12 protein-coding genes and 1 pseudogene are annotated in these 13,010 nt (G+C 74.7%); 3 read left to right on the forward strand and 10 right to left on the reverse strand.

Annotated features, from left to right (window positions below; genetic code table 11):
* Positions 1-496: FtsX-like permease family protein (locus ACWEQL_RS35930; RefSeq protein ID WP_452154659.1), on the forward strand; the 496-nt coding region annotated here is incomplete at its 5' end.
* 28 nt (positions 497-524) lie between these two features.
* On the opposite strand, the gene ACWEQL_RS35935 is transcribed toward ACWEQL_RS35930, so the two are convergent.
* From ACWEQL_RS35935 to ctaD, 5 genes are all read right to left on the reverse strand, one after another.
* A complete protein-coding gene (locus tag ACWEQL_RS35935) occupies positions 525-767 on the reverse strand; it encodes a hypothetical protein (protein WP_452154660.1) in 243 nt (80 codons plus the stop codon).
* A 236-nt stretch (positions 768-1,003) separates the two neighbouring features.
* On the reverse strand, positions 1,004-1,405 hold the full coding sequence (locus ACWEQL_RS35940; RefSeq protein ID WP_452154662.1) for a YccF domain-containing protein: 402 nt from the start codon (positions 1,403-1,405) through the stop codon (positions 1,004-1,006).
* 116 nt (positions 1,406-1,521) lie between these two features.
* Positions 1,522-2,481: a M48 family metalloprotease gene (locus ACWEQL_RS35945; RefSeq protein WP_452154664.1), complete on the reverse strand. Its 960-nt coding sequence runs from the start codon at positions 2,479-2,481 to the stop codon at positions 1,522-1,524.
* A gap of 15 nt (positions 2,482-2,496) precedes the next feature.
* The gene (locus ACWEQL_RS35950; protein ID WP_452154666.1) at positions 2,497-2,991 is read right to left on the reverse strand and encodes a BlaI/MecI/CopY family transcriptional regulator; all 495 of its coding nucleotides are present in this window, start codon (positions 2,989-2,991) and stop codon (positions 2,497-2,499) included.
* Between the two features lie 178 nt (positions 2,992-3,169).
* Positions 3,170-4,831 carry an aa3-type cytochrome oxidase subunit I gene (ctaD, locus tag ACWEQL_RS35955; protein WP_452154679.1) on the reverse strand — a complete coding sequence of 554 codons (1,662 nt, stop codon included), beginning with the start codon at positions 4,829-4,831 and terminating at the stop codon, positions 3,170-3,172.
* 334 nt (positions 4,832-5,165) lie between these two features.
* On the opposite strand from ctaD, the gene ACWEQL_RS35960 reads away from it, so the two are divergent.
* Positions 5,166-5,630, forward strand: a complete 465-nt coding sequence (locus tag ACWEQL_RS35960) for a DUF7144 family membrane protein (RefSeq protein WP_452154668.1) — start codon at positions 5,166-5,168, stop codon at positions 5,628-5,630.
* 120 nt (positions 5,631-5,750) lie between these two features.
* Here ACWEQL_RS35960 and ACWEQL_RS35965 read toward each other — a convergent pair whose 3' ends face one another.
* Complete coding sequence (locus tag ACWEQL_RS35965; protein ID WP_452154681.1) at positions 5,751-6,572, reverse strand: DMT family transporter; 822 nt, start codon at positions 6,570-6,572, stop codon at positions 5,751-5,753.
* A gap of 193 nt (positions 6,573-6,765) precedes the next feature.
* Here ACWEQL_RS35965 and ACWEQL_RS35970 point away from each other — a divergent pair, with 193 nt between their 5' ends.
* Complete coding sequence (locus tag ACWEQL_RS35970; RefSeq protein WP_452154671.1) at positions 6,766-8,247, forward strand: aminotransferase-like domain-containing protein; 1,482 nt, start codon at positions 6,766-6,768, stop codon at positions 8,245-8,247.
* Between the two features lie 78 nt (positions 8,248-8,325).
* Here the strand turns inward: ACWEQL_RS35970 and htpX are convergent, their stop codons facing one another.
* From htpX to ACWEQL_RS35990, 4 genes and pseudogenes are all read right to left on the reverse strand, one after another.
* Positions 8,326-9,189: a zinc metalloprotease HtpX gene (gene htpX / locus ACWEQL_RS35975; RefSeq protein ID WP_452154673.1), complete on the reverse strand. Its 864-nt coding sequence runs from the start codon at positions 9,187-9,189 to the stop codon at positions 8,326-8,328.
* Positions 9,190-9,407: 218 nt separating this feature from the next.
* The gene (locus ACWEQL_RS35980) at positions 9,408-11,045 is read right to left on the reverse strand and encodes an NADH-quinone oxidoreductase subunit N (RefSeq protein WP_452154675.1); all 1,638 of its coding nucleotides are present in this window, start codon (positions 11,043-11,045) and stop codon (positions 9,408-9,410) included.
* A gap of 2 nt (positions 11,046-11,047) precedes the next feature.
* On the reverse strand, positions 11,048-12,628 hold the full coding sequence (locus tag ACWEQL_RS35985; protein WP_452154677.1) for a complex I subunit 4 family protein: 1,581 nt from the start codon (positions 12,626-12,628) through the stop codon (positions 11,048-11,050).
* 59 nt (positions 12,629-12,687) lie between these two features.
* Positions 12,688-13,010: pseudogene (locus tag ACWEQL_RS35990) on the reverse strand (NADH-quinone oxidoreductase subunit L); the annotation flags it as partial.

Raw genomic sequence — 13,010 nt, forward strand, 5'->3', positions numbered from 1 at the left:
GGCGGCCGGCCGGCTGCGCGCCGCCTCCGCCGGGTCCGGCGCCGCCGTGGCCACCCGCGAGGAGTGGCTGGCCGCCACCGCCCCCGCCAACGGCCGGATCGCCCGGCTGCGGACGGTGCTGGTGCTCGGGCTCGCCCTGACGTACACGGGCGTCGCGCTCGCCAACACCCTCACGATGGCCACCGTCGACCGCCGCCGGGAGCTCGCCCTGCTCCGCCTGACCGGTGCCACCAGGGCGCAGGTGGTCCGGTTGGTGACCGCCGAGTCGCTGCTGGTGGTCACCGCCGGGGCGGTCCTCGGCTGCCTGGTGGCCGCCGTCCAACTCGGCGCGATGAACGGGGCGCTGGCCCTGCTCGGGACCACCCCGCCGCTGGCCGTGCCGTGGCGTCCCCTCGCCCTGGTGACGGCCGGCTGCCTGCTGCTCACCGCCCCCTGCGCGGCCCTCGCGGCCACCTGGGCCCTGCGCCACCGCCCGGTGGAGGCCGCGGCCCGGTAGCCCACCGCCCGGTGGTCCCGGGCCGGGATCACCCGGCGGCGTTCCGGGCCACCCCGGCGACCAGCGCGGCGACGAACCGGCGGGCGCGCTCCCGCGGGTCCTCGGTACCCGCCCAACTGGTCATCAGCAGGTGGTGGACCGTGCCGACGACCGCGAGCGCCAGTGAATCGGCGTCCGCCACCGGGTCGACCCGGCCCAGCGCCTGCTCCGCGACCAGGTACTCGGCGATCGCCCGCTCCACGTCCGCCATCCCGGGCGCGCCCTGCGCCATGCGGGTCCGGACCCGGGCGGTGACGCCGGCCCGGGTGAGCGCCAGCGCGGCGACCGCGGGGCCGTTGGAGTCCAGGAGCGAGAGGGCACACCGCCGGGCTCGCCCGCCGGAGCCTGACCGCCGCCCTCCGCCCGCACGAGACCGCCGGGGGTGTCCTGCTGCGCGCCTCGGCGTGGACGGTCACCGCCGAGGCCCCCTGACCGGGGCCCCGGCCGCTCCTCCCCCGGGACGACCGCTCAGCGGCCGCCGAACCGCTCGTCCGTCGACACGACCTCACGCCCCAGCGGCATCAGCGAGATCGGGATCATCTTCAGGTTGGCCCAGCCGAACGGGATCCCGATGATCGACAGGAACAGCGGGATGCTGGTCAGGAAGTGGCCGATGGCCAGCCACCAGCCCGCGAAGACCAGCCAGATCACGTTGCCGATGCACGACGGCGCCCCGGCGCCGGGCTTCTCCACCGTCGTCCGCCCGAACGGCCAGATGATGTAGCCGGCGATCCGGAACGAGGCGATCCCGAACGGGATGGTGATGATCAGGATGCAGCAGATGATGCCGGCCACGACGTAGAGGAGGGCCATCCAGATACCGCAGAAGATCAACCAGAGCGCGTTGAGCACGAATTCGAGCACCTTCATGGGGCCACCTTTTCATCGACATTCCCTCTGAGGGGGGTATGCCCGCTCCCGGCGCGTCCCATGGCGCCCGTTCTCCCCGCCCACCCCGCCGGACGAGCCCCGGCCGGACCGCCCGGCTACAGCGGTGTGACCGCCTTCAGCACGAGCAGCAGCGCGATCGCCGCGTTGAGGGCGCAGAGCGTGGAGGCGGCGGTGCCGATCGCCGCGACCAGGGCGGCGACGCCGGCCCGGCTGTGGGCGGGCGGCCAGTTGCGGGAGGAGGGGACCGGCCCGAGCAGGGCGGCCACCCGGCGGGGCACCGGCCCGGGCGCGGGGGCCGCGAAGGCGGCGAACCCGGGGGCGGGGGCGTGGTGGGAGACCAGGGCGGCGCGGGCGACCGCGCGGGCGGTGATCCGCCGGTCGCCGACCGCCTGCGCCGAGTCCTCGTCGGCCCAGCGTTCGGTGCTGTACGCCACGGCGCGGGCCAGCGGGCGCAGGAACGGGTTGACGCAGCTGGCGAGCTGACCGGCCAGCAGGTGGCGGTGATGACGGTGCGCGAGGTGGGCCCGCTCGTGGGCCAGCAGGGCCGCGCGCTCGTCCGCGTCCAGCCCGGCCAGCATGCCGGTGGACACCACGACCCGCCCCGGCGAGCCGGGCAGCGCGTAGGCGTACGGGGTCGGGTCGGGCAGTACGGCGACGTCGGCGGCGCCCGTGCCGTCCGGCCCGGCGTACCCGGCCCGGGCCACCGCCCGGCGGGCCCTGGCCCGGACCCACGCGTGCCGGGCCAGCGTCCGCAGGCAGGCGAGGGCGACCAGCGTCAGGACGCAGATCGAGGCCGCGCCGACGGTCTCGTGGTACGGCACCACGGCCCGCACCTCGGGGTCGGACCAGCCGTCCGGCAGCGGGTTGCCCGGGATCTGGGCGGTGCCGACCACCCCGAGCAGCCCGAGGCAGAGCGCGCTGCACAGCGCCATCACCACGGTGATCATGGTGAGCAGCCGGGCCACGGCCCTCGGGTGGAGGTGCTGGCCGGCCAGCCGGGCGATCGGCAGGGCGGTCAGGGGCAGGACGAGCGGGAGGAAGACGAAGACGCCCACGGCGTACGGGCCCGGTCAGCCGGCGTCGGCCGCGGACTCGGCCACGACGCCGGCCACCGCGTCACCGGGCACCGGGACCGCGGCCGCCCCGGAGGCCGGGGTGGAGGCCGCGGCCGGGGCACTGTCCAGCAGCGCCCGCAGCAGTTCCTCGTCGTGCGGCAGCAGCGCGGTGACGAAGCTCGCCAGCACCGCCTCCCGGTCGGCCTCGCCGTCGAGCATCCGGCGCATCCGCAGCGCCGCCAGCCCGGCCGCGTCGGAGGCGGCCTGCCAGACGTAGGAGCGCCCGTCCCTGGTCCGGGAGACCGCCTTCTTGGCGTGCAGCCGGGACAGGATGGTCATCACGGTGGTGTACGCGAGACCGCCGCCCGCCAGCCGTTCCTGCACCCATCCGGCGGTGGCCGGGGCGGGCGCGTGCTGGAGCACGGCCAGCACCTGGGCCTCCAGTTCGCCCTGGCCGCGCCGCCGGGCGCGTGGGTCCCCGGCCGCCGGGGCGTGCCTCTGCTCTGCCATGACGGCCACTCCCTCCGGATGCCGGCGCCCACCACCGGGCGGTGGCGCGGTGAGCCATCCTAACGAGCGGTCGTCCGTACCCGTCCGCGCGACCGGGGGCCGGGCGGTGCCGCGGCCGGCCGGCGGCGGCCCGACGGTGGAGCGCCCCGGCCGGGCGGCGGTCCTACGACCCCACGGCTCAACGCTCCAGCGGCTCCCGCGCGTTCTGCAGGCGGTCGAGTTCGGCGATGTCCGGGTGGTGGAGGTCGAAGGCCGGCGACTCGGAGCGCACCTTCGGCAGCGTGACGAAGTTGTGCCGCGGCGGCGGGCAGGAGGTGGCCCACTCCAGCGACCGCCCGTACCCCCAGGGGTCGTCCTCCTCGACGCGCCGCCCGTACCGCGCGGTGTGCCAGACGTTGTAGAGGAAGGGGAGGGTGGACAGGCCCAGCAGGAAGGAGCCGATGGTCGAGACGGTGTTGAGGGCGGTGAAGCCGTCGGAGGCGAGGTAGTCGGCGTAGCGGCGGGGCATGCCCTCGGCGCCGAGCCAGTGCTGCACCAGGAAGGTCGCGTGGAAGCCGATGAACAGCGTCCAGAAGTGGATCCGGCCGAGCCGCTCGTCGAGCATCCTGCCGGTCATCTTGGGCCACCAGAAGTGGAAGCCGGCGAACATCGCGAAGACGACGGTGCCGAAGACCACGTAGTGGAAGTGGGCGACGACGAAGTACGAGTCGGAGACGTGGAAGTCGATCGGCGGGGAGGCCAGCAGCACACCGGTGAGGCCGCCGAAGAGGAAGGTGACCAGGAATCCGACCGTCCAGAGCATCGGGGTCTCGAAGCTGAGCGAGCCGAGCCACATGGTGCCGATCCAGTTGAAGAACTTGACCCCGGTCGGCACGGCGATCAGCAGCGTCATGATCGAGAAGAACGGCAGCAGCACCTGCCCGGTGACGAACATGTGGTGCGCCCAGACGGTGATCGACAGGCCGGTGATGGCGATGGTGGCGGCGATCAGTCCGGAGTAGCCGAAGATCGGCTTGCGGGCGAAGACCGGGATGATCTCGGTGACGATGCCGAAGAACGGCAGCGCGATGATGTACACCTCGGGGTGCCCGAAGAACCAGAAGAGGTGCTGCCAGAGCATCGCGCCGCCGTTGGCCGCGTCGAAGGCGTGCGCGCCGAACTGGCGGTCCGCCTCCAGGCAGAGCAGGGCCGCCGCCAGCACCGGGAACGCGAACAGCACCAGCACGGCCGTCAGCAGGACGTTCCAGACGAAGATCGGCATCCGGAAGAACGTCATGCCCGGCGCCCGGAAGCAGATGATCGTGGTGACGAAGTTGACCGAGCCGAGAATGGTGCCGAAGCCGGAGAAGGCCAGGCCCATGATCCACAGGTCGGCGCCGATGCCGGGCGAGTGCACCTTGTCGTTCAGCGGCGCGTAGGCGAACCAGCCGAAGTCGGCCGCGCCGTCGGCGGTGAGGAACCCGCCCATCGCGATCAGCGAGCCGAACAGGTACAGCCAGTAGGCCAGCGCGTTCAGCCGGGGGAACACCACGTCCGGGGCGCCGATCTGCAGCGGCATGATCCAGTTGGCGAAGCCCGCGAACAGCGGGGTCGCGAACATCAGCAGCATGATCGTGCCGTGCATGGTGAAGAGCTGGTTGAACTGCAGGTTCGTCACCAGTTGCAGCCCCGGACGGGCCAGCTCGGCCCGCATCACCATCGCCATCAGCCCGCCCGCGAGGAAGAAGACGAAGGAGGTGACGATGTAGAGGGTGCCGATCCGTTTGTGGTCGGTGGTGGTCAGCCAGCCCACCAGCGCTCGGCCGCGGCGGCGGCGGGAGGCCACCAGCCACCGTTCCAGCCGCGGTGCGAGCGGCGGGTGCGGGGCCTGCTCCACGGTGTCCTTCGGCAGGAGTGTCACGCGGCGCGCCTTCCGTGCTCGGGGCCGGGCGGCGGCCGGCCCGACGGGGCGGACGGCCCGGGCCCGGGCGGTGGTCGCCCCACCAGTACCAGGCGCGGCCCGCGCGACCCGGCGGCCGCGCGGGCCCGTCACCCGAACAGGCGCGTCCGATTGCCGGGTGGACGGGTTCGGCGCACGGTCGAAGTCCGAACGCGTTTCCGTACACCCGTTCGGTCGTCGGCGTGCCGTACCGGTGCGCCGCGTCCCGACCCGGCGTACGGCCTAGGAGGAGTCCATGAGCACCGCGTCGCCCACCCCTGATCAGCCCCCGCCCTGGCGCTCCGGCACCGGGCAGCCCCCGCCCCCGAGTTCGGTCAACCGGTTCAGCGACTGGGCCCCCGGGCTGGTGATCTTCGCTGCCGTCCTGATGCTGATCAACGGTTTCTTCGAGGCGTTCCGCGGCATCATGGCGATCGCCGATGACGACGTCTTCCTCACCACCCCGCGCTACGTCTTCCGCTTCGACCTGACCGGGTGGGGTTGGATCCACGTGATCATGGGCGTGGTGGTGGCCGTGATCGGTGCCCTCCTCCTCAAGGGCCTCTCCTGGGCCCGCTGGCTCGGTGTCCTCGTCGTCGCGATCAGCGCCCTGGAGAACTTCCTGGCGCTCCCCTACTACCCGTTCTGGTCGATCATCGTGATCGCGATGGACGTCTTCATCATCTGGGCGCTCTGCGTCTGGCGCCCCGACACCGTGTGACCTCCCGACACCACCTGAACCGTTCGACACACCACCGACCGAGCGGCCCCCGGCCGCCGCGGCAACCGTGCCCGTCCCCCGCCGACCCGCGGGGGACGGGCACGCGCGCGTGCCGGGGCCTCAGGTACGGGCCCGCTGGGTGACCGCGATGCACAGCAGCACCACCACGGCCGTGACCGGGGCGGCCGCCGGCAGCTCCTCGCCGAGCAGCAGCACCGACCACACCAGGGTCAGCAGCGGCTGCGCGAGCTGCAGCTGACTGGCCCTCGGCACCCCGATCGCCGCCATCCCCCGGTACCAGAGCACGAAGCCGCCGAACTGGGACACCGCCGCCGTGTACGCGAGCCCGGCCAGCGCCCGGCCGTCGAGGTGGACCGCCTCGGCCGGCACCGCCAGCGCGGCGACCGGCACGGTCACCGGCAGCGCCGCGACCACCGCCCAGCCGATCACCTGCCAGCCCGGCAGCTCCTTCGAGATCCGCCCGCCCTCCGCGTACCCGGCCGCGCAGACGAGCAGCGCCGCGAACAGGTAGAGGTCCGCCGGGCCCGGCCGGCCGTGGCTGCGGACCAGGGTGAAGAGCAGCACCGCCGCCGCCCCGACCAGCGCCGCGCCCCAGAAGGTGCGGGACGGGCGGCCGCCGGTGCGCAGCGCCGCGACGGCGGCGGTGGCCAGCGGCAGCATCCCGATGACCACCGCGGAGTGCGCGGTGGAGGAGGTCTGCAGGGCGAGCGTGGTGAGCAGGGGGAAGCCGAGCACGCAGCCGGCCGAGACCACCAGCAGGCCGGGCCAGTGCCGGCGTTCGGGGACGGGCACCCGGGCGGCGGCCAGGCAGACCGCGGCGAGCAGTCCGGCCAGGACGCCGCGCAGGCCGGTGGCGCTCCACGGGCCGAAGCCGGTCAGCGCCCAGGCGGTGGCGGGGAAGCTGAAGGAGAAGAGGAGCACCCCGAAACCGGCCAGGGCGGTACCGGCGCGGACCACGGACGGTCCGCCGGACCGGGCCTCCTCACGCACCGTCGAACGGGCCGGGGCGGAGGCCGGAACGGAGGCCGGGGCAGCGGGTGCAAGGGGGGCCGGGGCGAGGGGGGAACCCTGCGGCGCTATCGCCGACTGCCGGGTAGCGCTATCTTGTGCCGTCATGAACGAGCGTAGCAGCGTGACCGATCTCGCCGACAGCCTCCGCCGCGAGGTGGAGCGCTACCCGGAGGGGCGGAAGCTGCCGTCGAGCCGCGCGCTGATGGAACGGCACCAGGTGAGCCCGGTGACCGTCTCCCGGGCGATCGCCGTGCTGGCCGCCGAGGGCCTGGTGGTCTCCCGGCCCGGCGCGGGCGTCTTCCGTACCGACCTGCCCACGGGCGCGCGACCGGGCGCGGACGCGCGGACGGCGGCGCCCGCCCCGACCGGCCGCCCCGGTGACCTGTCCTGGCAGGAGGTGGCGCTGAGCGCGGAGTCCGGGCCCCGGGCGACCGGCGCCGGCCCGCTGCTGAACATGCTGACCACGCCGCCGCCCGACGTGGTCGACCTCAACGCCGGCTACCCGCACGCCTCGCTGCAGCCCGAACGGCTGCTGGCGGGTGCGCTGGCCCGGGCCGGCCGGCGGCCCGGGGCCTGGGGGCGCCCGCCGGCGGAGGGGCTGACCGAGCTGCGGGAGTGGTTCGCCCGCGACATCGGCGGCAGCGGCGGGATGCTGGGCGCCGGGGACGTCCTGATCACGGCCGGCGGGCAGAGCGCGCTCGCGATCGCGCTGCGCTCGCTGGCCGCCCCGGGCAGCCCCGTCCTGGTCGAGTCGCCGACCTATCCGGGCACGCTCGCGGCGGCCCGGGCGGCCGGACTGCGACCGGTGCCGGTCCCGGTGGACGAGGACGGGCTGCGGCCCGAGCTGCTGGCGGCGGCCCTCGACGCCAGCCGGGCGCGGGTCCTGGTCTGCCAGCCGCTGTTCCAGAACCCGACCGGCGCGGTGCTGTCGGCCGGCCGCCGGGCCGAGGTGCTGCGGATCGCCCGCACGGCCGGGGCGTTCGTGATCGAGGACGACTTCGCCCGCCGGCTGGTGCACTCCGACGCCCCCGCGCTGCCGCGTCCGCTGGCCGCCGACGACCCGGACGGGGTGGTGGTGCACGTCCGCTCGCTGACCAAGGCCACCTCGCCGAGCCTGCGGGTGGGCGCGATCACGGCGCGCGGCCCGGCGCTGGAACGGCTGCGGGCCACCCAGGTGGTGGACAGCTTCTTCGTACCCCGGCCGTTGCAGGAGGCCGCCCTCGAACTGGTCGCCGACCCCGGCTGGGCCCGTCACCTGCGCACGCTCGGCACCGAACTGCGCGACCGCCGGGTGGCCGTGGCCGCCGCGCTGCGCCGGGAGCTGCCCGGGCAGGCCTTCACCCCCCGCCCCGGCGGCTACCACCTGTGGCTGCGGCTGCCCGACGGCACCGACGAGGCCGCCCTCACCGCCGCCGCCCTGCGCGCCGGCGTGCTGGTCACCCCCGGCCGGCCGTACTACGCGGCCGAGCCGCCGGCCCCGCACCTGCGCCTCAGCTACGCCGCCGTGGACGGCGCGGGCCGCCTGGCCGAGGGCGTGCGCCGGCTGCGGCAGGCGTACGAGCGGCAGGCGCACGAGGCGGGGTGAGCCGGGGCGTCCGCGAGCGGAGCGGCTCAGGGCCGGTGGCACCTCGGTACCGGTGGCCCGCCATCCGCTCCGGGCGGCTCAGGGCCGGTGGCCCGCCATCCGCTCCAGGCGGGTGATCCGCTCGGCCATCGGCGGGTGGGTCGAGAACAGCCGCGCCCCCGCCTCGCCCGGACGGAACGGGCTGGCGATCATCATGTGGCTGGCCGTCTGGAGCTGCGGCTCGGGCGGGAGCGGCAGCTGCTTGGTCCCGGCGTCCAGCTTGCGCAGCGCACTGGCCAGGGCGAGCGGGTCGCCGGTGATCCGGGCGCCGTCGGCGTCGGCCTGGTACTCCCGGGAGCGGCTGACGCCCAGCTGGATCAGCGAGGCGGCCAGCGGGCCGAGGATCATGATGGCGAGCAGGCCGAACAGGCCGGGCCCGTCGTCGTCGTCGCCGCGCCCGAACGGGACCAGCCAGGCGAAGTTCACCAGGAACATCACCACCGAGGCGAGCGCGCCGGCCACCGAGGAGATCAGGATGTCGCGGTTGTGGACGTGGCTGAGCTCGTGGCCGATCACCCCGCGCAGCTCGCGCTCGTCCAGCAGCTGCAGGATGCCGTCGGTGCAGCAGACCGCGGCGTTGCGCGGGTTGCGGCCGGTGGCGAAGGCGTTCGGGGCGGGGGTCGGCGAGATGTAGAGCCGGGGCATCGGCTGACGGGCGGAGGTGGAGAGCTCCCGGACGATCCGGTAGAGCCGCGGCGCCTCGATCTCGCTGACCGGCCGGGCCCGCATGGCGCGCAGGGCGAGCTTGTCGCTGTTCCAGTACGCGTAGGCGTTCGTCCCGAGGGCGACCACCAGGGCGATCACGAAGCCCGTACGGCCGAAGAAGCTGCCGATCACCAGGATCAGCGCCGAAAGGCCGCCGAGCAGTGCGGCGGTCCTCAGTCCGTTGTGCCGGCGGTGCACGACAGGCCCTCCAATGGTGCGGTGGGGAAGCCCTCTCTGCCTCGTCCCTCTGCCCGATCAACGGGCGGGGACGCCGCCCTTGTTCCCTTGTGACCGGCCGCACAGGGCGCGGCACGGCCACCGCGGGGCCGTCCCGGTACCGCCGCCGGGGCCCGCACCCGCGCCCGACGCGGGGCCCTGAGTGGCCGCGACCGGCGCCCGGGCCCCCGTCCGGCACGTCAGAACAGCGAGCCGCCGACCACCTGGAGCACCAGCTGCGGGGCCGCCGACAGCACCACGGCGGCCGAGGCGGTGAGCCCGAGCGTGGCCGCCAGCGGCACCGGCAGCCGCCGGGTGCCGACCGGGGCGCCGGCGTCCCCGGGGGCCTGCTCCGCGTCGGCGGCCGGCGCCGGGGCGAACAGCTTCGCCGTCCACAGCAGGTAGTAGTAGAGCGCGATGACCACGTTGACGGCCATCACCACGGCCAGCCAGCCCAGCCCGGCGTCGACGGCGGCCTGGAACACCACGACCTTGCCGAACAGGCCGATCACGCCCGGCGGGAGTCCGGCCAGGCAGAGCAGGAAGAAGGCGAGCGCCAGCGCCGTCCAGCGGTCGCGGGCGAACAGGCCCCGGAAGTCCTCGATCCGGGTCCCGGAGGTCCGGGCGACGGCCGCGGCCACGCCGAAGGCTCCCAGGTTCACCACGCCGTAGATCAGCGCGTACGCGGCGGTGGCGCCGAGCGGGTCCACCCCGGTCGGGGCGTAGCCGGCGGCGGCCAGCGGGACCAGCAGGTACCCGGCCTGGGCGATCGAGGACCAGGCCAGCAGCCGCACCGCGCTGTAGCGGGTGTCGAAGCGCTGGCGCAGCGCGCCGACGTTGCCGGCGGTCATGGTGACGGCGGCCAGCACCGCCAGCACCAGGCCCCAGGTGTGGGCGTACGGGCGGAAGGCGATCGTGGTGACCAGGGCCAGCCCGGACAGGCCCGCCGCCTTGCCGACCACGGACAGGTAGCCGGCCACCGGCAACGGGGCACCGGTGTAGGTGTCGGGCACCCAGAAGTGGAACGGCACGGCGGCGACCTTGAAGGCGAAGCCGACCAGGGTGAGCACCGCGCCCGCCACGGCCAGGGTCTTCAGCTGCGCCGGCGCCTGGGTCAGGCCGTCCGGGATGGCGGCCAGGTGGAGGCTGCCGGAGGCGGCGTAGACGAAGCCGACGCCGAGCAGCATCACGGCGGTCGCGGTGACCGAGGAGAGGAAGAACTTCAGCGCGGCCTCGGCGCCCCGGCCGTCCCGGCGCAGCGCGACCAGCGCGAAGGCGGGCAGCGAGGCGACCTCCAGGGCGATCACCAGGGTGGCGAGGTCGCGGGAGGCGGGCAGCAGGGCGGCGCCGCTGGCGCTGGCGAGCAGCAGGAACCAGTACTCGCCGCCGGGCAGCTTCTCCTCGTCCACGGTGTGCACGGACAGCAGGGCGGCGATCAGCGCGCCGCCGAGCGCGAGCAGCTGGAAGACCAGGGCGAAGTGGTCGGCGACGTACGAGCAGCCGGCGGTGTCAGTGGCCCCTGTTACGTTCTGCACGCAGAAGGTGGCCCTGGGTGAGCCGCCGGTGAGCGGGAGGAGCGAGATGAGCGCGAGGGCGAGTCCGGCCGCGGTGAGCCGGCCGAGGAGCTTCTTGCGGCGCTCGGGCAGGAAGAGGTCGAGGACCAGCACGCCGATGGCGGCCAGCGCGGCGATCAGCGGGGGCGCGATCGCCACCCAGTCGACGGACTGGATGAGGCCGCCCGGATCGGCGACGGCGAGGGAGGTCACAGTGGTCTGCCCCGGGGAGTGAGGTCCGGACGCGAGTCCGGGCGCTGGGTCGAACTGCTGCGTACCGAGCATGATCAGCCACCCCCGAGGAGGTGCTTGACGGCGGGGTCGGAGAGACCGAGCAGGAGCGCGGGCCAGAGTCCCGCGACCAGGGTGAGGGCGGCCAGCGGCGTCCAGCTGACGGCCTCGTACGGGCGCAGGTCGGCGAGCCCGTCCACCGGGGCGGGCTGCTTCGGGTCGCCCATGCAGACGCGCTTGACCACGATCAGCAGGTACGCGGCGGTGAGGAGGGTGCCGAGGCCCGCCAGGACCATGTAGGTGACGAACGCGGGGCGCGACAGGCCCTCGGCCGGGTCGAAGGCGCCGAACATCGCGAGCAGCTCGCCCCAGAAGCCGGCCAGACCGGGCAGTCCGAGGCTGGCGACGGCGGCGAAGGCGAGCATCACGCCCAGGCGCGGGGCGCGGCCGTAGAGGGCCGCCCCGGTGCCGCCCGCGAGGGTGTCCAGGTCGGCCGTGCCGTAGCGGTCCTTCAGCGCGCCGACCACGAAGAACAGCAGGCCGGTGATCAGACCGTGCGCGATGTTGGCGAACAGCGCGCCGTTGACCCCCACCGGGGTGAGGGAGGCGATGCCCAGCAGGACGAAGCCCATGTGACCGACGGAGGAGTACGCGATCAGGCGCTTGAGGTCGCCCTTGGCGCCGGGACGGGAGAGCGCCAGGCAGGCCAGCGAGCCGTAGACGATGCCGACCGCGGCGAACGCGCCCAGGTAGGGGGCGAGCGTCGTGGCGCCCTCGGGGACGACCGGGAGGAGGACCCGGACCAGACCGTACGTACCCATCTTCAGCAGCACACCGGCGAGCAGCACGGAGCCGACGGTGGGGGCCGCCGTGTGCGCGTCCGGGAGCCAGCTGTGCAGCGGCCAGGCGGGCGCCTTGACCGCCAGGCCGAGCAGGATCGCCAGCGCGGCGACCACCTGGGTGCCGTGGCTCAGGCCGCTGCCGTGGGCGGCCGCCAGGGCCTGCATGTCGAAGGTGCCCGCCTTGCTGCCGATCAGCAGGAAGCCGAGCAGCATCACGGCCGAGCCGAGCAGCGTGTACAGGATGAACCGGTTGGCGGCCGGCACCTTCGCCCCGCTGCCCCACCGGGCGATCAGGAAGTACATCGGGATCAGCACGATCTCGAAGGCCAGGAAGAAGAGCAGGAGGTCCAGCACCGCGAAGGTGGCGAGCATGCCGACTTCGAGGAGGAGGAACAGCCCGGTGAAGGCGCGGGCGGAGGGGACGCCGTCCCCGTTCGGCAGCCGCTTCTCCGAGTACAGCGCGCAGAGGAGGGTGAGCAGCGAGGTCAGCACGATCAGCGGCAGCGAGATGCCGTCCACGCCGAGGTGGAAGCGCACGCCGATGGCCGGGATCCAGGCCACGTCGGTGGTGGCCTGCATCCGGCCGGGCTCGTCGTGGTCGAAGCCGGCCGCGAGGACCACGGTGAGGAGGAACACCGCGCCGGTGACGACGGTGTTCAGCCGCAGCGCCCGCCGGTCGGCGGCGGCCGCCGCGGCCGGGTCCGCGCCCCCGCCGGGGGCGCCGAACACCGGCGCGAGGGTCAGGGCGGCGCCGAGCAGCGGCAGCGCCAGGAGGGCGATGAGGACTGCGTTCATCGGGTGCTCCCGGGGGCCGCGGTGGTCGTCGGGTTCGGGGTGGGGCGGTACGGCATGCGCTACACCGCCACCAGGACGGCCAGCAGCACGACGCCGGCCAGCAGCGCGCTGAGGTACGTCTGCGCGTTGCCGGTCTGCGCGAGCCGCACGGCCCGGCCGAGCAGGTTGGCGCCGGTCCCGCTGCCGCGCACGTACGTCTCCACGACCTCGCGGTCGAGGAAGCGGACGAGCCGGGCCGCGGCGGCCGTCGGGCGGACGAACAGCGCGCCGTAGAGCCGGTCCACGCCGAAGCCGTGCCGGGCCGGGCCGAACAGCGGGCCGAGCAGGGTGCGCCCGGGGTCGCCGGCCGTGGCCGCGTCCTGCGGGGTCGGCCCGGCCTGGC

Source organism: Kitasatospora sp. NPDC004240, from assembly GCF_053603215.1.